This window comes from Methylomonas sp. 2F7 (genome assembly GCF_057126975.1).
In genome coordinates this window covers 2,087,686-2,112,556 of the sequence record NZ_CP195203.1, presented here as the reverse complement: position 1 = coordinate 2,112,556, position 24,871 = coordinate 2,087,686, and the positions used below count along the sequence as shown (strand labels likewise).

27 protein-coding genes and 1 pseudogene are annotated in these 24,871 nt (G+C 51.4%); 18 read left to right on the top strand and 10 right to left on the bottom strand.

Going from position 1 to position 24,871, the window contains the following annotated elements:
• Positions 1-2 precede the first annotated feature (2 nt).
• From ACR64Q_RS09580 to smpB, 5 genes are all read right to left on the bottom strand, one after another.
• Positions 3-623 (bottom strand): phosphoribosylanthranilate isomerase, encoded by a 621-nt coding sequence (locus ACR64Q_RS09580; RefSeq protein WP_313734485.1) that lies wholly within the window; start codon positions 621-623, stop codon positions 3-5.
• A gap of 119 nt (positions 624-742) precedes the next feature.
• Positions 743-1,504, bottom strand: a complete 762-nt coding sequence (locus tag ACR64Q_RS09575) for a DUF2231 domain-containing protein (protein ID WP_313734484.1) — start codon at positions 1,502-1,504, stop codon at positions 743-745.
• 52 nt (positions 1,505-1,556) lie between these two features.
• On the bottom strand, positions 1,557-2,582 hold the full coding sequence (locus tag ACR64Q_RS09570; RefSeq protein ID WP_313734483.1) for an FAD:protein FMN transferase: 1,026 nt from the start codon (positions 2,580-2,582) through the stop codon (positions 1,557-1,559).
• 15 nt (positions 2,583-2,597) lie between these two features.
• Entirely contained in the window at positions 2,598-3,164 is a 567-nt protein-coding gene (locus ACR64Q_RS09565; RefSeq protein ID WP_313734482.1) for a hydrolase, read from the bottom strand.
• A gap of 5 nt (positions 3,165-3,169) precedes the next feature.
• Entirely contained in the window at positions 3,170-3,655 is a 486-nt protein-coding gene (smpB, locus tag ACR64Q_RS09560; RefSeq protein WP_020481594.1) for an SsrA-binding protein SmpB, read from the bottom strand.
• Between the two features lie 101 nt (positions 3,656-3,756).
• Between smpB and ACR64Q_RS09555 the strand changes: the two genes are divergently transcribed.
• From ACR64Q_RS09555 to ACR64Q_RS09540, 4 genes are all read left to right on the top strand, one after another.
• Positions 3,757-5,115 (top strand): sodium-dependent transporter, encoded by a 1,359-nt coding sequence (locus ACR64Q_RS09555; RefSeq protein WP_313734481.1) that lies wholly within the window; start codon positions 3,757-3,759, stop codon positions 5,113-5,115.
• A complete protein-coding gene (locus tag ACR64Q_RS09550; protein WP_026600617.1) occupies positions 5,116-5,553 on the top strand; it encodes a type II toxin-antitoxin system RatA family toxin in 438 nt (145 codons plus the stop codon). It begins immediately after the preceding gene.
• A 4-nt stretch (positions 5,554-5,557) separates the two neighbouring features.
• Positions 5,558-5,824, top strand: a complete 267-nt coding sequence (locus ACR64Q_RS09545) for an RnfH family protein (protein WP_313735069.1) — start codon at positions 5,558-5,560, stop codon at positions 5,822-5,824.
• A gap of 174 nt (positions 5,825-5,998) precedes the next feature.
• Entirely contained in the window at positions 5,999-6,754 is a 756-nt protein-coding gene (locus ACR64Q_RS09540) for an N-acetylmuramoyl-L-alanine amidase (protein ID WP_313734480.1), read from the top strand.
• 1,198 nt (positions 6,755-7,952) lie between these two features.
• Here the strand turns inward: ACR64Q_RS09540 and ACR64Q_RS09535 are convergent.
• The 3 genes from ACR64Q_RS09535 to ACR64Q_RS09525 form a co-directional block, all read right to left on the bottom strand.
• Positions 7,953-8,144, bottom strand: a complete 192-nt coding sequence (locus ACR64Q_RS09535) for a hypothetical protein (RefSeq protein ID WP_101052393.1) — start codon at positions 8,142-8,144, stop codon at positions 7,953-7,955.
• Between the two features lie 179 nt (positions 8,145-8,323).
• On the bottom strand, positions 8,324-10,030 hold the full coding sequence (locus tag ACR64Q_RS09530) for an ATP-binding protein (protein ID WP_313734479.1): 1,707 nt from the start codon (positions 10,028-10,030) through the stop codon (positions 8,324-8,326).
• Positions 10,031-10,034: 4 nt separating this feature from the next.
• Entirely contained in the window at positions 10,035-11,390 is a 1,356-nt protein-coding gene (locus tag ACR64Q_RS09525; protein WP_313734478.1) for a (Fe-S)-binding protein, read from the bottom strand.
• Positions 11,391-11,713: 323 nt separating this feature from the next.
• On the opposite strand from ACR64Q_RS09525, the gene ACR64Q_RS09520 reads away from it, so the two are divergent.
• From ACR64Q_RS09520 to ACR64Q_RS09505, 4 genes are all read left to right on the top strand, one after another.
• Positions 11,714-12,022, top strand: coding sequence for a DUF6156 family protein (locus tag ACR64Q_RS09520; protein ID WP_313734477.1), 309 nt, complete (start codon positions 11,714-11,716; stop codon positions 12,020-12,022).
• A gap of 125 nt (positions 12,023-12,147) precedes the next feature.
• Positions 12,148-12,750: a GNAT family N-acetyltransferase gene (locus ACR64Q_RS09515; RefSeq protein ID WP_313734476.1), complete on the top strand. Its 603-nt coding sequence runs from the start codon at positions 12,148-12,150 to the stop codon at positions 12,748-12,750.
• Positions 12,743-13,603 (top strand): carbon-nitrogen hydrolase family protein, encoded by an 861-nt coding sequence (locus ACR64Q_RS09510; RefSeq protein ID WP_313734475.1) that lies wholly within the window; start codon positions 12,743-12,745, stop codon positions 13,601-13,603. Before ACR64Q_RS09515 ends, ACR64Q_RS09510 begins: the two co-directional genes overlap by 8 nt.
• 278 nt (positions 13,604-13,881) lie before the next feature.
• The gene (locus tag ACR64Q_RS09505; protein WP_026600607.1) at positions 13,882-14,481 is read left to right on the top strand and encodes a hypothetical protein; all 600 of its coding nucleotides are present in this window, start codon (positions 13,882-13,884) and stop codon (positions 14,479-14,481) included.
• Positions 14,482-14,546: 65 nt separating this feature from the next.
• Here ACR64Q_RS09505 and ACR64Q_RS09500 read toward each other — a convergent pair whose 3' ends face one another.
• Positions 14,547-14,909, bottom strand: a complete 363-nt coding sequence (locus ACR64Q_RS09500; protein WP_155931064.1) for a hypothetical protein — start codon at positions 14,907-14,909, stop codon at positions 14,547-14,549.
• 1,038 nt (positions 14,910-15,947) lie between these two features.
• On the opposite strand from ACR64Q_RS09500, the gene ltrA reads away from it, so the two are divergent.
• From ltrA to ACR64Q_RS09450, 10 genes and pseudogenes are all read left to right on the top strand, one after another.
• Complete coding sequence (gene ltrA, locus ACR64Q_RS09495; protein WP_483823304.1) at positions 15,948-17,156, top strand: group II intron reverse transcriptase/maturase; 1,209 nt, start codon at positions 15,948-15,950, stop codon at positions 17,154-17,156.
• A gap of 408 nt (positions 17,157-17,564) precedes the next feature.
• Positions 17,565-17,750: a hypothetical protein gene (locus tag ACR64Q_RS09490; protein ID WP_026600605.1), complete on the top strand. Its 186-nt coding sequence runs from the start codon at positions 17,565-17,567 to the stop codon at positions 17,748-17,750.
• Between the two features lie 348 nt (positions 17,751-18,098).
• Positions 18,099-18,911 (top strand): energy transducer TonB, encoded by an 813-nt coding sequence (locus ACR64Q_RS09485; RefSeq protein WP_026600604.1) that lies wholly within the window; start codon positions 18,099-18,101, stop codon positions 18,909-18,911.
• A gap of 20 nt (positions 18,912-18,931) precedes the next feature.
• Complete coding sequence (locus ACR64Q_RS09480) at positions 18,932-19,708, top strand: MotA/TolQ/ExbB proton channel family protein (RefSeq protein WP_020481616.1); 777 nt, start codon at positions 18,932-18,934, stop codon at positions 19,706-19,708.
• Complete coding sequence (locus ACR64Q_RS09475; RefSeq protein WP_026600602.1) at positions 19,708-20,118, top strand: ExbD/TolR family protein; 411 nt, start codon at positions 19,708-19,710, stop codon at positions 20,116-20,118. The genes ACR64Q_RS09480 and ACR64Q_RS09475 overlap by 1 nt, the downstream gene beginning before the upstream one ends.
• Before the next feature lie 158 nt (positions 20,119-20,276).
• Positions 20,277-21,170, top strand: coding sequence for a dienelactone hydrolase family protein (locus tag ACR64Q_RS09470; RefSeq protein ID WP_313734474.1), 894 nt, complete (start codon positions 20,277-20,279; stop codon positions 21,168-21,170).
• Positions 21,171-21,188: 18 nt separating this feature from the next.
• Complete coding sequence (locus tag ACR64Q_RS09465; RefSeq protein ID WP_313734473.1) at positions 21,189-21,899, top strand: cytochrome b/b6 domain-containing protein; 711 nt, start codon at positions 21,189-21,191, stop codon at positions 21,897-21,899.
• Between the two features lie 38 nt (positions 21,900-21,937).
• A complete protein-coding gene (locus tag ACR64Q_RS09460) occupies positions 21,938-22,399 on the top strand; it encodes a c-type cytochrome (RefSeq protein ID WP_026600599.1) in 462 nt (153 codons plus the stop codon).
• A 326-nt stretch (positions 22,400-22,725) separates the two neighbouring features.
• Entirely contained in the window at positions 22,726-23,574 is an 849-nt protein-coding gene (locus ACR64Q_RS09455; protein WP_026600598.1) for an EAL domain-containing protein, read from the top strand.
• A gap of 125 nt (positions 23,575-23,699) precedes the next feature.
• Positions 23,700-23,867: pseudogene (locus ACR64Q_RS09450) on the top strand (IS3 family transposase); the annotation flags it as partial.
• A gap of 149 nt (positions 23,868-24,016) precedes the next feature.
• Here ACR64Q_RS09450 and ACR64Q_RS09445 read toward each other — a convergent pair.
• Complete coding sequence (locus ACR64Q_RS09445; protein WP_155931062.1) at positions 24,017-24,175, bottom strand: hypothetical protein; 159 nt, start codon at positions 24,173-24,175, stop codon at positions 24,017-24,019.
• Positions 24,176-24,871: the final 696 nt, after the last annotated feature.

The window sequence follows — 24,871 nt, the reverse complement described above, 5'->3', positions numbered from 1 at the left end:
TCTCAAGTCGCTTGATTAGTTTTTCTTATAAACGCAGCCATTTTCGCTGCATCCTTGATGCCTTTCCCGGCCTCAACACCGCTGCTCACATCCAGTGCATACGGTTTTACAGCTTTAATCGCTTCCCCGGCATTTTCCGGCGTCAATCCGCCCGCGAGAATGATCGGCAAACTGCGGGTGTTTGGAATCAAATCCCAGTCAAAACCGCTACCGCTACCGCCCTGCACGCCCGGATGATAAGCATCCAACAGTAATCCGGCCGCATCGTGATATTGCTGTTGCAAGCCGGCGACGTCCGTATCCGCTTGCATGCGAATGGCTTTGATATACGATTTATCGTAAATCCGGCAACCATCTGCAGGCTCATCGCCATGAAATTGCAGGCAATCCACCCTTACTTTATTCAATACTTCACGAATCAAAGCCGGCGCGGCATCGACAAACAAGGCTACCACGTTAACAAAGGCTGGCAACGCTCTACTGATGCTTGCAGCTTGTTCGATGCTTACGTTTCTTGGACTGGGCGGATAAAATACCAAACCAATCGCATCCACGCCCAAATTGGCGGCACAAAGCGCATCTTCCACTTGGGTAAAGCCGCAAATTTTAACGCGGGTACGCATCTAATGCCTCACAAAAAATGGCGGCGTAGGATAACACAGCTATCCGATATGTCATGTCCGGACCAATAAAAAAAGGCTGACCCTTGTCAGCCTTTGTCCCGCGGCTTATCAGGTATGCGTCAATGCGCATGATGATGGTCGTGATGATGACCGGCAGCGCCATGCGTCGTTTCATCATAATGACTATCTTCCGGTTTCAAATCTTCGACTTCGGCTTCTTCATGCGTTGCCGGCAAACTATCCTCAACAGCACCTTCGTGTTCATGAGCGCGCGCCGCCGCTTGATTGACTTGATCCGCAGCGTGCACCGAGACGCCATGTTTATAAACCATCAGACCACCCAGATCGGCGGCAAACGCCAACAAGGCGGCTAAAATCGCCGCCAGCAACAAGTACAGCGTGTTAGCTGGTCCGACTATCAGCCCTTTGCTAAACAAACGCCACGCCGACAGCGCAGTAGCCAGACTCAATACCGAAATACCCAGATGCTCATGATGCTCCATGATCTCGTGAACATCACCACCATGCGCCACACTCCCTGCCGCCACTAAACCGGCCGCCACGGTAAGCGCGGCAAACACGGTACCCAGATACAGAAATGCGCCGGCTATCTGCCGCCACTCCGAGCGCTTCGCCACGCTGCCGATCAAATCCAGAGTGAAGAACATAGTCAACAACGCAATCGGGAAATGCACCAGCAAGGGATGAATATTTTGTAACGCAGCAACGCCCGGCAATAAACTATCCAGACTTTCCGAAGGAGATTGCCGCACCAACACTTCCAGGAAGGACAATAAGCTCTCCACCCCACCGGCCACTCCTCCACCGTTGTCGCCGCCACCATGCACGGCGAACGTCAAGTGATCGTTTAGACCCCACATAAAATCTCCCCCGCTTCAGTTTTGCGCGGATACTACCACGATAGGCCTTAGCCTAGTTAATCGTCACTTGGGTGGACATAGTCAAGGCCCTGGTTTTACTTTCCAAAAACTCGGTGCCTTGTTGCTGGATAAACATCACTTGCAATTTCTCCGCATCGGCAAGTTTCATCCCTTCTTCCTGCCCCAGGCACAATAAAGCGGTAGACCAGGCGTCGGCTATGGTCGGGCTTTCGTTAAACACACTGACAGCAACCAAATCGTGCGTTACCGGCTTGCCGTTGCGGGCATCCAGAATGTGGCTGTAACGCTTGCCTTTGACGTCGAAATAATGCCGGTAAGTACCCGAGGTCATCACCGACATCGGCGACTCCTTCGGCAAGGTCACCACTTTGTGCATCTTTTGTTCGCCCGGCAGCGGTTTTTCCACCGCAATACGCCAGGCCTTGCCGTCCGGTTTGCTACCCAGCGCTTTCAATTCGCCGCCAATTTCCACTAAATAGTTTTGGATACCCAAAGCCTCAAGCGTGTTGCTGATTTTCTCGACACTATAACCCTGGGCGATTGACGACAGATCAACTCGTACATTGGGCAGTTTTTTCGACATATGGCTATCGTCCACCAGCTGCAATTTGTCCATGCCGATATTCGCCAACGCTGATTGCAAGGCTGCATCGTTTGGGATAGTCAACTCTTCTCCCATGAAACCCCATATCTCGAACAAAGGCTTGATGGTCAAATCGTAACAACCCTGGCTCAGCTTGTTGACGTTCTCGGCCACTTTAAACAAAGCCACAATTTCGTCGCCGACCAGCTGACTGTTTGTCGACGTGTTGGCGTTAAATTGTTCGATTGTCGAGTCCGGCCGGTAATTGGATAAGGTTTTATCCAAATCCAGGAAAACCTTTTCAACTTCAGCGGTGATCTGCGCCTCATCCTGCGCTTGCGGCGTCCAATAACTGATGTGATACGTAGTACCTTGTGCGAAACCACTAAAAGTCTTTACTGGCGGCAGCGGCTCCGCACATCCCAGTACCAGCAACAATCCCAGTATTACCGCGATCCATCCTTTCCGTAGCATTAAACCCCCGTGCAATTAACGCAAAAGCGCTGAAATAGTTTTGAAATGGCTATGCCGAGCATCCCGCAACCATTCGAACAATACAGATTCGTGACAGCTCAACGTAGCGCCTTGCTGCTGCATGCGCTGCAAGGCGTAATCTTTGTGCTGGACTTGGCGCGAACAAACCGCATCAGCCAACACATGAACTTGATAGTTTGCACTTAACAACTCAAGCGCGGTTTGCAACACGCACACATGCGCTTCCTGACCTATCACCACAACCTGCTTCCGACCGGTATCAGCCAGGGCTTGCTTGAAGCCGTCCGCGGCGCAACAAGAAAAACCGGTTTTACTAAAGGTACGGGTATTGCCGGGCAAACACTCGCTAACCTCGGTTTGCGTGGGCCCAAGCCCTTGCGGATACTGTTCGGTCAATAACACCGGCACATCTAACAACCCGGCGGCCTGCAACAAGCGCCGACCGTGTGTGAGCATCTGTTGCTGGTCTAAAGCCGGCATAGCCGTCGACAAACGCCCCTGAATGTCCATCACCAGCAAAACGCTGTTGTCAGCGTCCAGTAAATTGGGATGCATCGTCATCGAAATTAGCCGTGCTTCATGATGCGCGCTCGGTCTCGCTGCCAATCCTTGTCTTTGGAAGCTGCGCGCTTGTCGTGCAATTTTTTACCTTTCGCCAGACCGATTTTCAGCTTGGCGCGGCCCTTGATCCAATACATCGATAGCGGAATCAGGGTGTAGCCTTTGCGTTCCACCGAGCCGATCAGCTTGTTCAATTCACGTCGGTGTAACAATAATTTTTTCTTGCGTACCGCGTCCGGATTGACGTGGGTGGACGCCGACAATAAAGCCGACACATGCGCCCCACTCAGCCAAGCCTCGCCGCGTCTGATCTCGACATAGCTCTCTTTCAGCTGAATCCGGCCGTCACGCAAGCTTTTCACTTCCCAACCTTCCAATACCAAACCGGCTTCGAAAGTCTCGTCTATGGTGTACTCGTGGGAAGCCTGGCGATTAACCGCAATCGTGTTATCGGTGGCTTTGTTGTCCTTCTTGGATTTTTTGGCTGCCATTCTGTAGCGAAGTTTTTTTTAAACTGACTGAAAACGTGAATTTTGATATTTTACTCACACACCCGTTAAATAACGATATAAAAACACAAGGGCTCCCCAACATGACCGATAAAACCCCATCCATCCACGGCGAATGGTCCTCCCGTTTCGCCTTTATTCTGGCCGCCACCGGTTCGGCGGTCGGTTTGGGTAATATCTGGAAATTTCCTTACATCACCGGCCAAAACGGTGGCGGCGCTTTTGTGATGGTGTATTTAATCTGCGTGGCAGCTATCGGCATACCGATCATGATTGCGGAAATCATGCTGGGCCGACGTGGCCGGCAAAGCCCGATCAACACCATGCAAACCCTGGCCGCCGAGGCCAAAGTCGATCCGCGTTGGGGCTATTTGGGCTGGATGGGCATGATCGCCGGTTTTTTAATCCTGGCCTACTATAGCGTGATTGCCGGCTGGTCGATGGCTTATATCTTTAAAGCCTTTTTCGGCGGTTTCTTCGGTACCGACGCCGGCGAAGTGAAGCAAATGTTCGACAATTTGATGGCCAGTCCGATTCAACAAATTTTCTGGCACACCGTGTTCATGTTCATCACCATGCAAGTGGTGATGCGCGGGGTGAAAGGCGGCCTGGAAAAAGCCGTGCGCTTTTTAATGCCGGCCTTATTTGTGATCCTGATTATTTTGGTGGCTTATGCGATGGCTTCCGGCTCCTATGCGCAAGGCATCCACTTTTTGTTCAGCCCCGATTTCAGCAAAATCAACGCCGACGCGGTGCTGACCGCGATGGGCCACGCCTTTTTTACGTTAAGCTTGGGTATGGGCGCGATCATGGTCTACGGCTCATACCTGCCCGGCCATGTCTCCATCGCCAAAACCACCTTTTTTATTGCCGGCGCGGATACGGCGGTAGCCTTGCTGGCCGGCATCGCCATTTTTCCCTTGGTGTTTGCCAATCAACTGGAAGTTGCCACCGGTCCGGGCCTTATATTTCAAACCCTGCCCTTGGCTTTTGGGCATATGAGCGGTGGTTGGTTATTCGGCGTGCTGTTTTTTGTACTGCTGTTTTTCGCCGCCCTCACCTCGTCAATTTCTTTGATTGAACCGGCCGTGGCCTGGCTGGTGGAAAACAAAAATATCGATAGGCAAAAAGCCTGCGTCTGGGCAGGCACGGCTTGCTGGGGTTTGGGTGTGGCGGTGGTGTTTTCCTTCAACATCTGGTCAGAATTCAAAATCTTCGATAAAAATCTGTTCGAACTGCTGGATTACCTGACCGCCAACCTGATGCTGCCTTTGGGCGGTTTGTGCATCGCGGTGTTTGCCGGCTGGATGATGAAACAAGCCCATGCGGAGCAGGAACTGGAACTGCCGGCGCAAGGCTTTCAGGCTTGGCAATTTCTAATCAAATACGTAGCGCCGGCAGCAGTGTTCATCGTCTTCTTACATGTACTCGGGGTGCTGTAAATGATCACGGTTGTACAAAAAAGCGCCTTGGTCAAATTCTCCGCTAAACAAATGTTTGATCTGGTAGATGATATCGAGTCGTATCCCAAGTTCTTACCTTGGTGTTCCGGCAGCAAAATATTGAAACGCGAAGGCAACATCGTCGAAGGGCAAATAGACATCGCCAAGGCCGGCTTTCATAAATCCTTTACCACCCGCAATAAAGTCGATCAAGGCGGCAGAATCCAGATCAGCTTGCTGGACGGGCCGTTTTCCTCGCTGGAGGGATTTTGGAGCTTTATGCCCTTGCGCGAAGACGCCAGCAAAATCTCGCTGGACCTGGAGTTCGAGATCTCCGGTATGCTGGCCAACCTGGCCTTCGGCCCGGTGTTTAATCAGATCTGCAACACCATGGTCTCCTCCTTCACCCAACGCGCAAAAGCCTTGTATGGCGGATGAGTTGATTGCGGTTGAGGTGGCTTACGCCACGCCGGATCGGCAACTACTTATTCCAGTCAGCCTGGCAGCAAATAGCACCGTCGAACAAGGTATAGCAGTTTCCGGCATCTTGCGGGAGTTTCCGGAAATCGATTTAAGTCAGCAGAAGGTGGGGATTTTTGGGGTGGTTTGTAATTTGGACAAAAATCTCAGCGCTGAAGATCGCGTTGAGATTTACCGGCCTTTAAAACAGAATCCGATGGATGCTCGGCGGGGGCGGTTGCAGAAGTAGTTTGGGTAATCTGTTGATGGTTAACCAATTTGATTTAGGCAGTGCTAAATGAAGACACACAGTTGAAATGAACCGATATTTTTATTTTTTTAAAACGTTTGGAAATCGTTTTGACCCAATGTTTTGCGTCATTTAGGTTGTCTAATTTTAGTTAGCGTCATTCAGGAGACAACAGTGGTTCAGATCGAGAGTGCCCGAATTCAATCAGACAGCTACGGAGCGAGAACTCAGAAAGTGGATACCTTGGTTCTCCACTACACGGCCTTGGATCTCGAGTCGTCACTACGCGTGCTTCGATACCGAGGGGTGAGCGCCCACTACGTCCTTGCACCTGACGGTGTTGCCTACAAGATCCTCAACAATGATGAGGTGGCATGGCATGCTGGTGTCTCGATGTGGAGAGGAAAGAAGCTTGTAAATGGTCGAACAATTGGTGTGGAGATAGTGAACCTCGACGGAAACAAGAACGACTATCCACAGGCCCAAGTCGCCGCCTTGGTCGAACTCTGCAGGGTAATCATTTCCGAAAACCCCTCTATCACCAACGCGAACGTCGTTGGGCATTCCGATGTTGCACCCAAGCGCAAGGTTGACCCGGGTAAAAACTTTCCTTGGAAGCTTCTCGCGGATCAAGGTGTGGGGCTTTGGCCGAAGCTATCATCAACAACGCAAATTGGAACCGACTCGCAGATTCAAGCACTCCTCGAGCAGTGCGGATACGCCAAGCCGCACGGGTACGGAAAGAAGGGTGAGGCTTACGTGATGGTCGATGACCCAGCCTTTCCACCACCGGGCGTGACTGACGTTGTAACAGTAGGAACCAAGGACATTCTGAAGGCCTTTCAGTTGCACTACCAACCAAGTTCCGCGACTGGCACTCCCAATCTTACAACGATGCGATTGCTTGAAGGCCTTGCCGCTGCTCAATGACGCCTAACCCCTCGTTCGAGGCTGGGCTGAGGCACCACGCCGATGGACATACTCACCTATCCTGTCGGCTCTTATTCCGAAAGGGCTGATCTTGTCAACCGAGTCGTTGACCTTGTGGGGGCGGAATACCGCCCAACTCATTTGCTCCTCGATGGCGAAGATTATTCGAAGAAAGACGGCGTGCTAGAAGAATTCAAGGACATTGCCTTCTACTGGAACCGCGATCACGCGATCAATTCTGTTCCATCTCACGTCCTAGCTGTCATGAAGGACGTGGCATGCCATCACATGGTTTGGCTTTCGCGCAGAGCGCTCGAAGAAGACGAAATTCTTTTTGTCTGGATCGTTGCCCACGAACTGCGACATTTCTTCCAAGCTACACACCACTTCTCACTCGCCTCACTCCGTCGGGAGGCGCAGAATCTTCGCCGGCGCCAACAATATAGAGGTCTACCCTCCGGTCCAATGGCGCCAGCCGAACTAGACAGTGACATCTTCGCTATGAGCACATGCGAAACATTCTTCGGAAAAGCCGACATAAGTTGTTTCTTGGCAAGACGTCGCCTCCCACGGTGCCCCTTTACTTCGTACCCGGCCTACCTGCAAGACTTACAGCAGCTATGGAACCCCTCCACCCAATAGCGCCGGCTAACCCTGCAATCAACCAGCCTGGGCGTTGCCGAACGAAACGGAGTTCCACACATCTATGAGGCTGAGTTCGGTCACAGCACTGATGAGTAGGGTGACACCTACTTCCTTTCGCCCGGAGACCAACACGTCCTCACGCTTGTGTTGGCGGACTGGAAAATCTGGCTGCGCTGGGAGTCAACATTCAAGCAGGGCGAAACCGCTATCGAAACTCATCCGGCACTACCGGGCGATCGCAGGCGCCACGACTAACTCAAAGCCGAGCTTGACGATCGGCAGGCAACTGATCCAACGAATCGGTCACGCATGAAGGGTGCCTTTAGCATCGCTCCAGCCGGTGGTGAATGGCAAGGAATGCTCGTACGGTGAGAACGAAAGACGCCTAACCCTTCGCTGGAGCGGACCTCTACCGGCAAGTCACTTGGCCCGCGAGGCGCTCAGGCTTAGCATGCACCTCGCGGGCCAAGCACCACTTTATGCCAGCCTCCAGACGGTTAAGGATTGGTTTCTTTCCTAAACTTCAGGGTATTGGTAAATATGCTGACCGGAGTTAATGCCTGTCAATTTCCTTCGCTTGTGCCCCGCTATCAATGGCTTTATCAATCAACATCACGCTACCCCGTATCAGGGCGGCAAAGAGCAATATCGAAAAGACCAATCCCATCGGTAGTATCCCCAGCAAACCGGCAATGACAACGATCAGCATGGCTATGCCGGTATTTCCTATCTTAGCGATCTTCATTTGGCCTCCCGGACCGTTTGTCGGTCGAAACGAAATCTCGCATTCACTATATCGGCTTATTAAAATTCAACAATACACGCAAGCGGTAATTTATTGTTTTACTTAATAAAACAGTAACAATACTAAGTGTATTTGTGATTCACCCCTTATTCGATGCAAATAGCCACCCTATTTTTAAATTAGGCGGCTTCGTCCAACAACTCCAGGCCTCTAAACACCGAGCAGCGCTTGAACACATCCAGTTCCGGCGCCAGTTGTTTTTGCTGGCAGAACTTGGCGACCAGTTTGGTCAGACCCTTGATGTCGCGGCCGGTGGCACCCGGAAAGATGGCCGCCAGTTCGTCGATCAACTCTTCCTTGACCGGCAGGCTAAATTGCTCGGTCATCACTCGCCAGATTTTGCATCTGTCCGCATGATCCGGGGCGTGATAGCGCAACATGGCGATACAACGGGAAATGATGGCTTCGTCTATGTCGTCCACCCGGTTGGTGGTCAGGAATAACAAGCCGTTAAAATATTCCAGCACCCGCAAGAACACACCGACTACGGCATTGGAAGCCAAATTGTCAGCCCGGCTTTTGATGTAAACGTCGGCTTCGTCGATCAACATCACCGCCCCCCAGCGCTGGGCGCGTATCAAAGTGTCCTTCAAGGTTTTTTCCATCTCCGCGACGTTTAAACCCAACTGCCCGGAATGTACCCGGTACAAGGGCCGCTTGATGATTTCCGAATACACCTCGGCGGTCAGCGTCTTACCCACGCCGGCAGGACCGGCGCACAGCACCGTGGTACCGCCGGATTTGCCGGCGACGATGTCGTCCATCAGCATGTCCATTTCCGCCGTCAGGATGTCGATCAAATCGGTTTGTTCGGGCGGCAGGATCAGCTTTTGTTTCAACTCCGGCTGATACACATAAGGCTGGGTATCGTCGACATGTACCCAAACATGGTGATGCAATTCCAAATGAAACATCAGGATATAGCCATGGACCGGCATTTCCGTGAACATACCTTTGGGGACATCGGCTTTGGCGGCTTCCATCGCGCTCTCGGTCTTGCTGTCGTAACGCATGCTTTTGCCGGCTTTGCGCAGATAAGTGCCGAGAATGTCGCCGGATGCGTCAAGACTCAAAGCCCGTTCGCTGAGGATATTTTCGTCGTTGACCAAGCGACAGATCCCGCCACCGGAGGACATAACCACCGTATTCTTCCGCGTCCAGTCGCTGCTGCGATGGCTGGCGGTTGGATCCTCGGCATATTCGCCGGTACCCCACCCGGAAAACTGTTCGCCATAGCGCGCCCGCCAGTCAAAATACCGCGCGGTAGCCTCATCGTAACTGGCGATTAATTCCGGGGTTTCTTTTAAGTAACCTTTGGTGGCAAAAATCTCCGGGATGGTTTTGTTCGCCAGATCTTTGCTACGAATGATGAGGCTTTCCACCATGATTTTACCCTTGGTGTTGGCCTTCAATTCGATCAGGATCCGCCCGGCTTCTTCTTCTCCCGGTGGGGTGTAATCCAGGCGAGTGATCAGATAAGCCAAGGTTCTGCCGGAAGGCTGCACATGAAATAGCCAACCACGCAGCCCGCCCTCCAATAAATAATTGGCAATGGCCGGCAACAACATTTCCAGTTGATCGACGTTGTAGCGATGGCTGTCGTCGGCCAGCGCCGCTTGCAAGGCTATCAATAGCGCCGCTTGCTGTTGTAAGGCTTCACCGTGTTGCAAGTAGATATCGGCCAGACTGGCTAATTCGGCCTCACTGAGTAAATCGTAAGGCACTTGCGCCTTGGTGCCAAAACGCAATTGCTCATTGATGCTTTGCAAACGGGGGTGATCGTTAAGCAGTTGTTCGAGATGACGTTTGTCGATGGTTAATTTCATAGCATCAATCCTGTGACGGTAAGGCTAAACAAAGTACTTCGGCTAAATGCAGGGGCTTGGCAAAGCCGCCATTGCCGATCTGCTGCTGACAAGAGAAACCATTGCTGACCAGCAGTGCGTCAGGTTCGGCACGTAGCGCTGGAAATAAGGCCAACTCGGCCATCGCTTGGGCTTGATCGTAATGCTCGGCTTCGACACCAAAATTGCCTGCCATGCCGCAGCAAGACGACTCGATCAGCTCGAATTTCAAATCCGGCAGTTGCTTAAGCAGTTTGCGCACCGACTTGATCGCGCCGACGGCTTTTTGATGACAGTGGCCGTGCAATAACAAGCTGTTAACGCCGGGGATGGCTTGAAACTCGATAGGCCAGCGTTTGCCGGCTTGTTCGCGGACGATAAACTCTTCCAGTAACAAGACCTTTTCCGCCAGTTTTTGCGCCGGTTCGCCTAAACCCAGCTTTAAATATTCGTCACGCAAACTGAGAATGCAGGACGGTTCCAAGCCAATGATCGTGCGCCCCGCAGCGACATGCTCGGCGAGAGCCGCCAGCATGCGCTGCGCTTCGATGCGGGCCTTATCGATCAGACCATTGGAAAAATAAGTACGGCCACAGCATAAGGGCCGATCCGCCTCATCGCCAGCCAAGGGCGTAGCGATATGCACATGATAACCAGCGGTATTCAGCAGTTTTTTAGCGGCTTCGGCGGCGGCCGGATTAAAGTAATAATTAAAGGTATCGACCAGCAGCACGACCTGATTGTCGGCTAACTCCGGATGCAAACTTAATTCGGATTGCGCCGGCACCTGAAACGCTTGCACGGCAGGTTCCGGCAAGCGGACTTTGGCGCTGATGCCCAGCCAGGCTTCGCCTAAACGCGCCAGCAGCGGCATGCGATTGCGCCATTGAATTAAGGGCCGGAGCGCGCGCCAACGCAGTATTTTCGGTAACTCCGCCCACAAGCGCCGCCGCAGCGTCAAGCCATTGCGCCGCACTTGCTGCGCCAGAAACTCGGCCTTGATCAAGGCCATGTCCACTTCGTTCTCGCACTCGCGCTTGCAGCCTTTGCAACTGATGCACAAGGCCATGGTTTCGGCCAATTCCGGATTGAAAAAGGCCGCGTCGTTTTCGGCGTTCAATGCTGCTTTCAACGCCCTCACCCGCCCACCCGGCGATAAGCCGGAATTTTGCGTCACCCTAAAACTAGGGCACATCACCCCTTTGGCATCCCGTTCGCATTGCTTGCTGCCGATGCACACCGCCACGGCCTTCGCAAAATCGGCGCCATGCTTGGGAATATCGGCATAGGCGTCGCCCATCCCGGCGTTTTCATAAGACGACCAATCCAGAAACAGTTTCATAGGCACTAGGCTGATTAAAAACCTAGATCAAGCAAAAACGAAGCCAGTCGGATCGGCATAGGGCGGATAAGCGCAACGCTTCCCGCTTTCCCTTCAGTACTTGGCGGATGCACTGCGCTTATTCGCCATGCCTTTGCTGCGATTGTGACATTTCCCCACCGGATTGCTGCTCGGCATACTGTAGCAAAACCGACAATCCGCAAAAACCGCGAACGATTTGTCACAGCGTAGCCGAGCCAAATCACCGGCGACCCCAGGTAATTCGGGCCACCTATTTCGGCACAAATATTGCGGTAATTAGTTTTTTGCCTGGGAAAATTGAAGTGGAATTAGAAAACTGCGATACCCGCTATTTCATTAGCTATAGCGGCGTAAAACTACCGTTGAAACTGGTCAACGAACTGGCAGACGAAAGCCATCTGGAAAACCGCAACACTTACTTTCGCGGCTGCTACGCTGCCGATCAGCGTCTAATGTTGCTGGAAAAACTGGTCTATGGCGAAGTGGAATTACGCCATGTCTATACCTATCATGCTAACGGGGTTCTAGCCGAGGCGGAAATAACGGATGCGGACGGCGAGATCGACCTGTTACGCTTTGACGAAACGGGAGCTGCGTTGAAAGTTGATTAGCTGGCCGGTGTAATAGATTCATAAACCTTTGCCATAGGCAATTCGCTACCGCCTACAATACAATATGTCTCTCGCGCCTTAACCTTGGCGACCGACATTTTGTTTTCATTCAACCGCAAACCAGCATGAGCAAAGACATCCGCATCCAGCGCCTCAGCGGCGACGCCCTGATTCAATACATTCCGGAACTGGCGCGACTGCGCATCGAGGTGTTCCGGGATTTTCCGTATTTGTATGACGGCGATTACGAGTACGAAAAGAAATACCTGCAAACTTACATAAATTGCCCGGAAAGCGTCATCGTGCTGGCGTTCGATGGCGACGCCATCATCGGCGCGTCGACGGCGATTCCATTGAAATATGAAACCGACGAAGTTAAAAAACCGTTTGTTGAAAACGGCTACAACCCGGATGAAGTGTTTTATTGCGGCGAATCAGTGCTTAACAAAGCCTATCGCGGCTTGGGCATCGGCGTCCGCTTCTTCGAACAACGCGAAGCCCATGCCGAAGATTTAGGCGGCTTCAAACATATCACCTTCTGCTGTGTTGAGCGTCCACTTGACCACCCGCGCCGGCCAGCCGATTACGTGCCGCTAGACGCTTTCTGGAACAAGCGCGGCTACGTCAAACATCCCGAGCTGAAAACCACTTACACCTGGAAAGATCTCGACGACACCAGCGAGACCGCTAAACCCATGACTTTTTGGTTGAGAGAAGACCGTGCCTAAAATCGCCAGCGCCCAATACGACATCAGCTTCCTGGAAACCTGGGAAAATTTCGCAGCCAAGGCCCGCCGCTGGGTCAAGGAAGCCGCCGAGAACCAAGCCGAGATTCTGCTGTTCCCGGAATATGCCTGCATGGAATTGGCCTCCTTGTTTTCGAAGGAAGTTTATTCTTCGTTGAACGGCCAACTGGATGCCTTGCAAACCTTGCTGCCGGGCTATCTGGACCTATTCAAAACCCTGGCCGCCGAATACCGGGTTTACATCCAGGCCGGCACTTACCCTGTCAAACACGCCAACGGCGAGTTCCGCAATCACGCTTATTTCTTTACCCCGCAAGGCGACGTGGATTATCAAGAAAAGCTGACCATGACGCGCTTCGAGAACGAGCAATGGCATATTTCCCGCGGCTTGGACATCAAGTTATTCGATACTGTGTTCGGTAAAGTCGCGATCAACATTTGCTACGACAGCGAGTTCCCACACTATGCCCGCCAACAAGCCGAGCGCGGTGCCAGCTTGATTTTGGTGCCGAGCTGTACCGATACCGAAGCCGGCTATTATCGGGTGCGCATCGGTTGCCAAGCCCGCGCCTTGGAAAACCAATGCTACGTAGTACAAGCCTCATTGGTCGGTAACGCAGATTGGTCGGAAGCGGTGGATGTGAACTGCGGTGCGGCGGCGATTTACACGCCGGTAGATCGTGGATTTCCGAATAACGGCATTCTGGCGATTGGCGAATACAACCATGTTCAATGGGTCTACGCCGATTTGGACCTCTCCGCCGTCGACATCGTCCGTCAGGAAGGTCAGGTGTTTAATTACCGGGATTGGCCTAAGCAATTCGATTGCCGCTAGGCACTCACAACCCTTTTCTAACCAGTACGCCAGGCAGCACGAGGCCTGGCGTACTGGATAATCTCGCATTTCGATCCAACAAAACGCCGATCAATTAAGACATTTCAGCTCGATCTCATCGTGCATCATCAAGGCCACTTGCTTTAACAAAGCTTATCTCCTTGGTTTTTGCGCCAATTCTCCTAAACTTGCGTAATGCCGAAAAAACAGTGCCCGCAATAGCCAAGCCCGGTTATTATTGAGGTGTTGTCCATTTACACGCCCCGGCGGAGATATGCATGCTTGACTCAATCGCTCTTGATATCCAGGCTCTGGTCAATCTGCTAAGCAGGTTAAGACCGGAATTGCTGGATCAAATTTGCGCGAAACATCCCGGTTACACCGAAACCCTCAGGCCCGGAAAATTAATGGGGCAAGACAGCGATTCGCAATCGCAGTTGCTGGTCGATTTAGCCATGAGCACCAAAGGCCTAGTCAAGCAGGAGTGTTTGAGTATTTATAATTTGCTGAGCGTGCGTTTGCGAGGTTCGGTGCGCTTACGTCTGATCGGCAGCACCATCGCCACCTTGTCGGCCGGCGCATTGATAGCAGCCTTGACTCAGGGAATACCCAAGTTGGTACTGGCGTTTGCCGTATTGACTGTATTTGCCGCGGCATTCATGCTGGTGGGTGAATGCCTGGAAGGTTATTTCGGCCGACAGCGCGGCTTGCGAGAAATGCAGGATAGGCTGCTGAAAAACCTATTGGAAGTAGCCGATATTGAAGCCGAGTTGCGTCTGATGGAGTTCCGCGGCAATTTCGACGGCATCGAACCGCAAATCCGCAAATTAAATACCGTCGCGATTACCAGCCAGCAAATCCAACATTTGGTCGGCTAAGTGCATTTCCAGGCGTAAAACTTAAACTTCAGACCTAGCCTCGCCAGACCGACAGATACCTGACTTCAGTAGCGAAGCTTCAAATCGCACGCCCCAACGAATCGACTAGACAGCGAATTGTCTTCACTGGGAAATTGGTTCACATCGACACCGCAACCCAAGTTCACCGGCCGGCTTTTGCGTTTTTCAGTCGGTTTAAGGTTTGCCGTGCCGCGCCCGGTATTACTCAACAAAAGATTCGAGCTATCAGTGGCGTCGGCTGTCAGCGCTTGGTCCGATGGGGTCAGAATTAACGCGGAGGGCGTGTCGAAGCTTTCTGGAGGCGGTGCATCCGCAAAAACGTTTAGCGCACAAATAACTAGCAAGCCGCCGATGATGGCGGAAACTGGTTTGGACTGCTTTAGAAACGAAAAATCATGGGCTTTCATGATTTCCTCCTGTTCCAAAGTTGGCATTATGAGCTCGGCAAACAAACCCTCCTTCTACATGAGTTTGTCCAACCTGCTCGGTCTAAGCTATCTGCCGGTAGCGGCCAAAATTGTTGCGACGACTAACAATCCGCTCTAGCAAATGGGGTTCTATCTAAACATTGATCGCTTAACACATTTTTAATTGGTTACTGCGAACCAGGCTGCAAATACAATCCTGGAAACGTCACTAATAATAGTCCGATCACGGTTAATTGGCGAATTTTAAAACGCTTAGTTGCAAAATTTTTCTTATGATAGTCAATTAGTTGACAAACAAATCTCATAAATTTTCGAGCATAATTGATGCCAAACCACTAGGATACACACCAAACTAGGCAGCAAATTCATTGCAAGCCGGGTTTGCTGTACTCAGGCCTTCGCTGAAAATCTTGGAGTGTGCCACAGGCACACAAACTGAGGCTGTAAGGAAATAGCGATCAGATGTGTATAAGCTCATTGGAAGATGATGGTAGGCCCATCAAAGTCTGTTGTCGGAAACTGGCTTTAAACCACCTCAAGCTGCTTGTATTAAGAGTGCAGGTAGTGAGCGTTGAGGAAAAGCTAATTCATAATTAGTAGGTAGGGTACAGAGAGACGAGTTAAACCGAACCTATGTTGACGCGTCGTTATTCAGAGATTTGACATCAAAACCAGGGGCGTCCAAGACTCTTGGGATTAGCCTGTAAGCGAATCCGAAGGCTGTGCAGGCGGTGTCCGGCGTATAGTGGGCGTGACTCTGTACTGGGCTTTCAATGGGAACTGTGGGAACCAGTCATCATGATGCTAAGGGAGAAATGCAAATAACTCAATTTATGAGCATGAGAGTACCGATGCGTGATACTGGGGCGGAGTTGCCCGTAGTAGCGAGGAAACGTTTGTAATGAACGTGGAGCGAAGGGGCAACATCAGGCAGCCTTTGTTGATGTCACAACTGTCTAATGGCAGGAGGATGATGTGAGCGGGGCAAAGCCATTTGTCATCTCAAAAGGACAAGTCATGCGCGCATTTGAATTGGTGAAAGCCAATGCCGGTGCCGCTGGCGTTGATAAGCAATCGTTAGCAGATTTTGAAAGAAATCTGAAAGCCAATCTTTACAAGCTATGGAACCGGCTATCGTCTGGCAGTTACTTCCCGCCGCCTGTGAAAGCGGTAGCCATACCAAAGAAAGCGGGCGGCGAACGGATTTTGGGCATACCCACCGTGAGTGATCGTATTGCTCAAATGGTCGTCAAGCTGGAGTTTGAACCCCAGGTTGAGCCGCACTTTTTGCCTGACTCGTACGGATACAGGCCGAATAAGTCAGCATTGGATGCGGTGGGCGTCACGCGAGAACGTTGTTGGCGTTACGACTGGGTGCTTGAATTTGACATCAAGGGGTTGTTCGACAATATACCGCACAATTTATTGCTTAAAGCGGTCTATCAACATACGGATACACCCTGGGTGAGGTTATATATTGAACGTTGGTTGACGGCGCCGATGCAGATGCCAAATGGAGAGTTGATCAGTCGGGGAAAAGGCACGCCACAAGGTGGGGTTGTCAGTCCCGTGCTCAGTAATCTGTTTCTGCACTATGTATTCGACAAATGGCTGCAAACTCATTACCCGAATACAGTCTGGTGCCGTTATGCCGATGATGGTCTGGTGCACTGCTGTAGCGAGGCGGAAGCCCAACGTATGCTGGAAGTATTGAAACAACGCTTTCAGTCCTGTGGACTTGAACTTCATCCGGTGAAAACCAAGATCGTTTACTGTAAAGATGGTAGTCGCAAAGGGCAATATGAGCATACATCCTTTGATTTTCTCGGATATACGTTTAGACGGCGACTTTGTAGGAATCGTAAGAGAAACAGCGTGTTTGTAAACTTTACGCCCGCAGTGAGTAAAGCGGCGCTGAAGTCAATGCGGCAAAAGATTAGAACGTTACGGGTGCGAACACGTACCGAGTTGAGTTTGGGAGAGATCGCTAAATGGTTGAATCCCATCATCAATGGGTGGCTAGCCTATTATGGTTGTTATACCCGCTCAGCGTTGTACGGACTGTGTCGCCACGTGAATATGACTCTGGTGAGGTGGGCGAGGCGTAAGTTCAAGCCGCTTCGCCAGCACAAGATCAAGGCTATGATGTTTCTGGCGAAGATTGCTGATCAATATCCAAACTTGTTCGCTCATTGGCGAGCGGGAATGATAGGTGCGTTTGCCTGATGGGAGCGGTATGAATCGAGAGGTTCACGTACCGTTCTGCGAGAGGCTGCGGGGGAAGTGCCTGCGGTCTACTCAACAACGGAGCGCCAGCGAAGTGAAGATTTTTAGTCCCCGATAGCCGTAGCGCCGGGCGGGTTTTCGCAGCGAAGCGGAGAAAACCTGCAAGGCATCGCGACACGGCGTTAAGTCATGCGAGAGCCGATGTTTCGACCCCTTGTTGGGTCGGAACGAGGTGACGCGGACGAATCGGGGCGCCGAAGGCATAAGCCGTCGCGTAATTTTTGCCGATTTTTTCCAGCAGGATGCCCGAAAAAATCTTTCGGCAAAAATAGCGACTCCCCGGTTCTCATAAATCCTGTGAAAACCAAACTACCCCCTTTCCCCAAATCAGTTAGACGGATTTAGGGCATGGCAACGTTGACCGGCCTGCCCAGTTTGGCAAACCGCTTGAGCAGTGCCGCTTTATGCAACAAAGCCGATTCAGTTGCAGATAATGTCGGCTTGAATGCCCGTCAGCGGCATTTAATCCTGGTCGAAATTTGTGCTGATTGCTGGTTTACGCGTTTTCGATTGCGAGTCGCAACAGCTAAGTAACACTTCCACTCAACAACTGTTGCCCTACAAACACCTCCTAAACACAAGACCCGGGAAATTGGTGCTCAGCAAGCAATTCAGCAGTTAATACCAACTAAAATCCCTCGCTATCCGCTCGCGCCTAACCCAACTTTCGCCCTAAAAACAATCGATAAATAAACCACTTAGCGTTCTTACCTGCCATCCATACCAAACATAGCGACGCTATTCGACAATCTGGCACAGCTCGTGCTGTATTGGAAATCAACAGCACTAATCAAAGCTTATTTAGCGTATCAAACAGCCGCCTACTTAGCGCGGCACAACAGGGAATATGGCATTTATATTTAAGAAATGGGGAACAGTGGCATGAGCAGTCCTTTAGCGACTTTTAATAAATTTGCACCGGCGGGCGCTCCCGCAGATTGGGACGCAGCGGACGTTGTTTCGTTAAAACCGTCTGTCGCTCAATTGTCCGAAGGTTTAACGCATTCGCGAGTCGCAGTTGCCTTGGGGGATTTTAAGTACGTCACTGAAACGCGCGATCATAAATGGGTAGATTTTTTACTAATCGGCGTGCTGACTATTTTTATCCACAACACCGTGGTCAATCACTTTAGCGGCGCGGCGTTTGAGCAGGAAATTGTGGAGCCGATCAAGCCTGAGACCAAAGTCCAAATCACGCTGACAAGACCACAACCCAAACCGGTGCCCCCACCGCCACCCTTGGTCAAACCTAAGCCACCCACTCCCAAGGTAGTACCACTGAAACCGCAAAAGCCTAAACCCGTGGAAAAAGTGGTAGAGCAAGCACCCGCGCCCGATCCGACTCCGGTAGTAGATACCGCGCCGGCAGCGCCTACCGCACCGCCAGCCCCGCCGGCGCCAGTGGTTGAAGAAAAAATCACCGAGCCGGTAGCCGACGCGGCTTACCTGCACAACCCACTGCCCGAATATCCGGAAGTCGCGCAAGAACGTGGCTGGGAAGGAAAAGTGGTGATGAAAGTACACGTGCTACCCGACGGCACCACCGATAGCGTTACCGTCAGCAAATCCAGCGGCCAGAAAATCCTGGACGATGCTGCCGTCAAAGCCGTTCTCAAGTGGTCTTTCGTGCCGGCCAAACGCGGCGATACGGCGATTGCCCGCTACACCACGGTTCCATTCACTTTTAAATTGTAATTATTTTTTGAGGATCAAAAATGTCTGATATCGCAACCAATGTCATCGTCGATGGCACCCTGAACACCTTAATCGCCGCCTCGGTAGTAACCTGGGGCTTAATCCTGATCAAAGGCGTGCAACACATCCGCATTTCCTATCACAACCGCCGTTACAACAAGGAGTTTTGGAGCGCTCCTAATATTCAGGCCGCCGCGCATCTGGAAAACCAGGATGGCCCGGCTGCCCGAGTCGCCGGTATCGGTTTTTCCACATTGATCGAGACTGACGGCGGTGCGTCTACCCATGATCTGGAACACACCTGGGACAGACAGGAGTTGCTGGACAGACGCTTGCGTCAGCAAATGCAAAAAGAACGTGGCTCGCTGGAAAGCGGTCTGGCGGTGCTGGCGACCATAGGCAGTATCTCGCCGTTCGTGGGTTTGTTCGGTACCGTGTGGGGCATCATGGGCGCCTTGACCAATATCAGCAAAACCGGTTCGGCCAGTTTGGAAGTCGTTGCGGGTCCTATAGGTGAAGCGTTGATTGCTACGGCAGTGGGTATTGCGGTCGCGGTACCGGCGGTTGTGGGTTACAACTTTTTCATCCGCCGCAATAAAGTGGTTTGGGCCTTCCTGGACGACTTTGCTATCGACTTTGTGCATTTGGCCCTGAAAAGCTCATTCATCATCGAACGTGCCGGCAGCAAACCGGCATCAGCGGCAGCTTCCGCACGTTTGACCGATGTCAGCGGCGGCAAAAAATCCAGCATCAAAGACACCCATGAAGAATTAATCGCGAAAGAGGCGCACGCATAATGGCATTTAATACTAAAGACGACGGCGGCGATGACGTAATGGGCGAAATTAACGTTACGCCCCTAGTGGATGTGATGTTGGTGCTGCTGGTGGTGTTTATCGTCACCGCCCCTTTGTTAACCCAGGCCGTACACGTCAATCTGCCGAAAACCGCTGAAACCGCGCCACCGGACGACAAAGCGGCGTCTTACTTGAGTGTCGATGCCCAAGGCAAAATCTACATCGATAAACAGGAGTTTCCGCTGGAAATCATCGAAGGCGAATTGCGCAACCGCTTGGCGGCTAACCCGGAGTTTGCTTTAAATCTGAACGCGGACGACGCGGTGCAATACGGCATTGTCGCTAAGGTGATGTCATCCATAGAAAGAGCCGGCGTCACTAAGCTGTCGGTTCTGACCGTTCCGCAATAAATCATGAACTGGCCGGGTAACAAGTTTGCCCGGCTGGTTAATCGCGGCGGCGAAGGCTGCGGCACCAGCACAACCCGAACCACGCCAAGACCAAGGATGCCGCTGCTGCGTCCAGGTTTTATTTGCGTTTAGGCACAAACTTTTAGGAGAACTTTAGGATGGCGCGCAAGACCGCTCAAGACTTTCATCCAGAAGCGTTACAAGCTTTTGATAAATACGTGCATGGCGATATTTCCCGGCGGGACTTTTTATCATCGGTGCCTAAATACGCCCTACTCGGCCTGACCGCCGAAGCCCTGCTGGAAGCACTTAACCCGCGCTTCGCCGAAGCCAAGCAAGTAGCAGACGATGATCCGCGCATTAAAGCCACCTATGTGGAATACCCCTCCCCGCATGGTAACGGCAAGATTCGCGGTTACTTGGTACAACCGGCCAAAGCCGCCAACAAACTACCAGTGGTGCTGGTTATCCACGAAAACCGGGGTTTGAATCCGCATATCCAAGACATCGCTCGCCGCCTGGCGCTGGATAATTTCATTGCCTTCGCACCGGACGCGCTGTTTACCTTGGGCGGTTATCCGGGCGATGAAGACAAGGCCCGCGAATTGTTCCAAAAACTGGATAAGGAAAAAACCCAGGCCGACTTTTTGGCGGCAGCGCAAGCCATTAAAAAGCTGCCGCAAAGTAACGGCAAGCTCGGCGCGGTAGGTTTTTGCTACGGCGGAGGCATCGTCAACTTCCTGGCCACCCGTCTGCCGGATCTGGGCGCTGGCGTACCGTTCTACGGCGCCCAACCTGCCGCCGATCAGGCCGCAAAAATCAAAGCCCCTTTACTGATCCATTACGCTGGCGTCGACGACCGCATCAATGCTGGCTGGCCGGCTTATGAAGCGGCCCTGCAAAAAGCTGGCGTCAATTACGAAGCCCACACCTATCCGAGCGTGCAACACGGCTTTAACAACGACACCACCCCACGCTACGACGCCGCTACCGCCAAGCTGGCCTGGGACAGAACCATCAGTTTCTTCAACGCTTACTTGCGCGACAGCTAAACCGCCGGGAGGATTTCAATGAAAGTGGAAGTGCATATTTGGGATTGGCCATTACGACTGTTTCACTGGTTGTTGGTAGTAGCCGTGGTTGGCGCTTACGCCACCGGCAAACTGGGCGGCAATCTGACCGACTGGCATGCTCGCTTCGGCAGTTTGATTTTGGGCTTGCTGGTATTTAGATTGATCTGGGGCTTCATCGGCACTACCCATGCCCGTTTCGCCAGTTTCTTTCCGACTTTTTCGCGGCTAGTGGAATACGTCAAAGGCGAATGGCAAGGCGTCGGCCACAATCCGGCCGGTGCCATAGCGATTATCGCCTTGCTGGCGGTGTTGAGTTTTCTGGCTATCACCGGCTTGTTCGCTAACGACGATATTGCTTTTGAAGGTCCGCTGTTTCATGCCATCGACAAAGAGGTCAGCGATAAATTGAGCGGTTGGCATATTTTTGCAGTGAATATCCTGCTGGGCTTGGTCGCGGTGCATGTCAGCGCGATTGTCTTGTACCAACGCCTGAAAAAAACCAATCTGGTCGGCGCCATGCTGACCGGCAAAAAACAACTGCCCAAATCCTTGGCACCCTCCCCGATCAAACCCGTCGGACCGTTTCGTTTTGTGATCACCTTGTTGATCGCGGCAACCGTAGTCTGGGGCGTTTGGAGCAGCGGTTTTGTGAATTATCTGGCGCCATTGGCCAGCTTCCAAACGGCTACGGCCAATCCAAAAACCTAAACGTTACTTTTTCTACAACACCACAAGGAGTTAACCCCATGAAATTGAAACTGATAATCACACTGGCGCTGGGCGCTGTCACGACAGCGGCTGTGGCCGGCGACATAGAAGACCAGATCCGCTTCCGCCAATCCGCCTACTCGTTCTTGGGCTGGAATACTGCGAAAATCAAAGCGCAAGCAGCTGACCATCCGGAAACCTTTAATAAAGATCAGGTGATCGCTGCCGCGAATGCTGTTGCCGCGGTCGCCAATTCCGGTCTACTCAGCCTTTACGGCCCGGGCACCGATAAAGGTACCGGCTGGAAAGCGACGCGTCTGAAGCCGGAATTCTTCGAAAAACAGGACGAAGTGAAGGAAATCGAAGCGACGTTCATCAAGGAAGCCAACGAATTGCAAAAAGTGGCGGCTAACGGCGACGTAGCGGAAATCAAAGCCCAATTCGGCAAAGTTGGCGCATCTTGCAAAAGCTGCCACGATTTGATTCGGGTTCGCGAATAAATACATCTGCCCCGAACGCCAAAAATCCATGAGGCTTTAAGGCATTTCTAGACAGCAACTCGGCTTACCGGGACTTGTCCGAACCCTATTTGGACGAGTTCCGCATCTAAAAGTATGGACAGAAACACCAATTCGATCATGTTGACCAGAGGGTCGGATTGGGTTTGACCACTTCCCTAAAAACGGCATGCCTGGCTTAGTGCCTGCATTTCTAATCTTGGCATATTAACTTCAAATATTATCGTTTTATTTAATGAGTTAGTTTCGCTAACCTTTGCGTTTATCAGCAAACCATCAGTTACTAGGGACTTACTGGACAGATACTCATGCCTTTACAACAATTAGTCGAATATTTTAACGATAGACTGGAGCAAGAACACAATAACGGCTTACGGCCATTTGTGCTGGACAACGGCGCGGTGCACGGGATATTCGGCCCGATCTGCATCGGTAGCAGATTGTCGCCCCTGCGCCAGACTTTGCGCACAGCAAATGTTATCGGTCACATTGCGCAACTGAACGTATCCACTATCAACAAACAGACCATTGAAAGCAGCGAACTGGAACAATACCTGGCCCTGCCCCAGGCCGAACAAGCCAATGTCGAATCCATCATCAATTTCGACCGGATGTCACGAGCCGTACACATGCTGAACTATTTGCCGCAAGCACATCTGGACGAATTATTGTTTCTGGAAGTCGACCCGCGGCATATACTCGGGGTCAAAGAGGATCATGGCGCTTATTTTGAAGAAGTGATAGTAGCTTGCGGCCTGCAAACTGCCAATGTCGCCATCACATTGACTGCAAACAACGCTTATGCCGGTTTTTACCAATTGCTGCTAAAAGGCCTGAACAACTATCAACGCCGCGGCTACCAATTGGCGTTGAAGTTTGATTATCACTCGCTGGAAAAATCGGCCTTCGAGCTCATCACCCGTGCGGCGCCCAACTTTGTCGGTATCTCGGCGCTGGAATTGGACCGTATCCGCGACAATAAACTTCTGGAAAAACTCCAACAGTTAAGCAGTTTGGCAAGATCGATCAACAGCCAAAGCTTCATGCTGCAGATCGACGACAAACGCACAGCGGCATTGGCTCGCAATACCGGCTTCGAGTTGGTACAGGGGGACTATTTCGAACAAAGCGTCCAGTTATCTGCGGCCAACGGCTAATGAAATAGTTTAATCATGCCGGACATTTCACAGGACACTCTTTATACCGTCTTTTGAGGTGAATATGAGCGAGAGCAACCAACACAAACGTCCCGAATATAATTTGTAATTAGTGTTATGGTTCACGCCGCTTGTCGAATGAGTTGAAAAAGCAAGGATTTGCTGTTGGGCGATATAAAACGCGTCAGGTGATGCTGCAACTCAAGCTGAAAGTGCGCTATCCCAAACGCTATCAATCGACAACGGATAGCAATCACAATGAGGCCATTTTTCCCAATCATCCAGATCGGTAACTTAACGTCGTAAAACCCAATCAAGTTTAGGCGACCGGCATCATAAGCGTCCTCAGCATTTGCCGCCTATTGTTTTAACGTAGGCTTTTCCTCTAATTTCACTTGCTTTGTTTCTAAAGCAGGATCCCTGCCAGAATCGCGCTGGTTTTTCAAAGCTTCCCAAGCGACAATAGCCAATGGGAATGACATAGACCACCAACGACCAATCGATACTTGTCGAAGGTTTCCATCAACAGTGCTTCTATAAACCAGGTTCTGACCTTTGCCATGGCAAACAAACGCAGTCCTAAGTAATCATCAAAAGCCATATGCTGTCCAGGTAGCAAAGCTTTAGCGGTACGGGGGTCGAATTGCATTTTGGCATAGGCTTTTTGAAGCGAATGATGGCGCGCGGCTAACCGGAAAAAACCCAGTCTAAAAGGTGAACTACAGGTAAGTTTTCATAAGTGTCGATAATATTATGCTCAACATAAAACAAACAAATATTACTTAGGCGTAATCTGCTTACAAATGAAGAACCAGAAAACACAAGGCACCAAGCAAGACGAGAAAATGCAACACACGCCGATGATGCAGCAGTGTATTACCTATGAAATATAAGGATTTTTTTTACTAAACATAATTTACTATACTAAAACCTATACTGTCACTAATGAAACGCCTCATCGTCTCAACTCCTTGGCTTTAGATGCCAGCTCTTCACAACACACTCTTTTTTATCGAAAAACTTCACACTGAAATTAAGATGTTTTTCTACTGACTCCGCACCGGTGCGGCTCGCCACTAAAGTCCAAGTCGCTTACATTGGCTTAGACTCATTATCGGATGGCATGTTTGGCAGCGCCATTGGTTCGATTCTGTTGGCAGATCTGGCCGCCGTCGCTGGCAATCGCTACAACTATGGCGTCTCGGAACGGCCCGTGGATGCCCTTGTCCAAGAGGCGACGGAAGTCTCATCAATGATCTCTTCATTCAGGTCTTGAACAAAGGCCGAGGCGCCAAGA

Coding starts and splice junctions, on each gene's coding strand:
- ACR64Q_RS09485 (WP_026600604.1), top strand. CDS start 18,099: ATGAGCAGTCCTTTAGCGACTTTTAATAAATTTGCACCGGCGGGCGCT.
- ACR64Q_RS09460 (WP_026600599.1), top strand. CDS start 21,938: ATGAAATTGAAACTGATAATCACACTGGCGCTGGGCGCTGTCACGACA.
- ACR64Q_RS09535 (WP_101052393.1), bottom strand. CDS start 8,144: ATGAAGATCGCTAAGATAGGAAATACCGGCATAGCCATGCTGATCGTT.
- ACR64Q_RS09505 (WP_026600607.1), top strand. CDS start 13,882: ATGCTTGACTCAATCGCTCTTGATATCCAGGCTCTGGTCAATCTGCTA.
- ACR64Q_RS09470 (WP_313734474.1), top strand. CDS start 20,277: ATGGCGCGCAAGACCGCTCAAGACTTTCATCCAGAAGCGTTACAAGCT.
- smpB (WP_020481594.1), bottom strand. CDS start 3,655: ATGGCAGCCAAAAAATCCAAGAAGGACAACAAAGCCACCGATAACACG.
- ACR64Q_RS09455 (WP_026600598.1), top strand. CDS start 22,726: ATGCCTTTACAACAATTAGTCGAATATTTTAACGATAGACTGGAGCAA.
- ACR64Q_RS09515 (WP_313734476.1), top strand. CDS start 12,148: ATGAGCAAAGACATCCGCATCCAGCGCCTCAGCGGCGACGCCCTGATT.
- ACR64Q_RS09570 (WP_313734483.1), bottom strand. CDS start 2,582: ATGCTACGGAAAGGATGGATCGCGGTAATACTGGGATTGTTGCTGGTA.
- ltrA (WP_483823304.1), top strand. CDS start 15,948: ATGCGCGCATTTGAATTGGTGAAAGCCAATGCCGGTGCCGCTGGCGTT.
- ACR64Q_RS09575 (WP_313734484.1), bottom strand. CDS start 1,504: ATGTGGGGTCTAAACGATCACTTGACGTTCGCCGTGCATGGTGGCGGC.
- ACR64Q_RS09480 (WP_020481616.1), top strand. CDS start 18,932: ATGTCTGATATCGCAACCAATGTCATCGTCGATGGCACCCTGAACACC.
- ACR64Q_RS09530 (WP_313734479.1), bottom strand. CDS start 10,030: ATGAAATTAACCATCGACAAACGTCATCTCGAACAACTGCTTAACGAT.
- ACR64Q_RS09490 (WP_026600605.1), top strand. CDS start 17,565: ATGGCAACGTTGACCGGCCTGCCCAGTTTGGCAAACCGCTTGAGCAGT.
- ACR64Q_RS09445 (WP_155931062.1), bottom strand. CDS start 24,175: ATGGCTTTTGATGATTACTTAGGACTGCGTTTGTTTGCCATGGCAAAG.
- ACR64Q_RS09580 (WP_313734485.1), bottom strand. CDS start 623: ATGCGTACCCGCGTTAAAATTTGCGGCTTTACCCAAGTGGAAGATGCG.
- ACR64Q_RS09500 (WP_155931064.1), bottom strand. CDS start 14,909: ATGAAAGCCCATGATTTTTCGTTTCTAAAGCAGTCCAAACCAGTTTCC.
- ACR64Q_RS09465 (WP_313734473.1), top strand. CDS start 21,189: ATGAAAGTGGAAGTGCATATTTGGGATTGGCCATTACGACTGTTTCAC.
- ACR64Q_RS09525 (WP_313734478.1), bottom strand. CDS start 11,390: ATGAAACTGTTTCTGGATTGGTCGTCTTATGAAAACGCCGGGATGGGC.
- ACR64Q_RS09565 (WP_313734482.1), bottom strand. CDS start 3,164: ATGACGATGCATCCCAATTTACTGGACGCTGACAACAGCGTTTTGCTG.
- ACR64Q_RS09550 (WP_026600617.1), top strand. CDS start 5,116: ATGATCACGGTTGTACAAAAAAGCGCCTTGGTCAAATTCTCCGCTAAA.
- ACR64Q_RS09475 (WP_026600602.1), top strand. CDS start 19,708: ATGGCATTTAATACTAAAGACGACGGCGGCGATGACGTAATGGGCGAA.
- ACR64Q_RS09555 (WP_313734481.1), top strand. CDS start 3,757: ATGACCGATAAAACCCCATCCATCCACGGCGAATGGTCCTCCCGTTTC.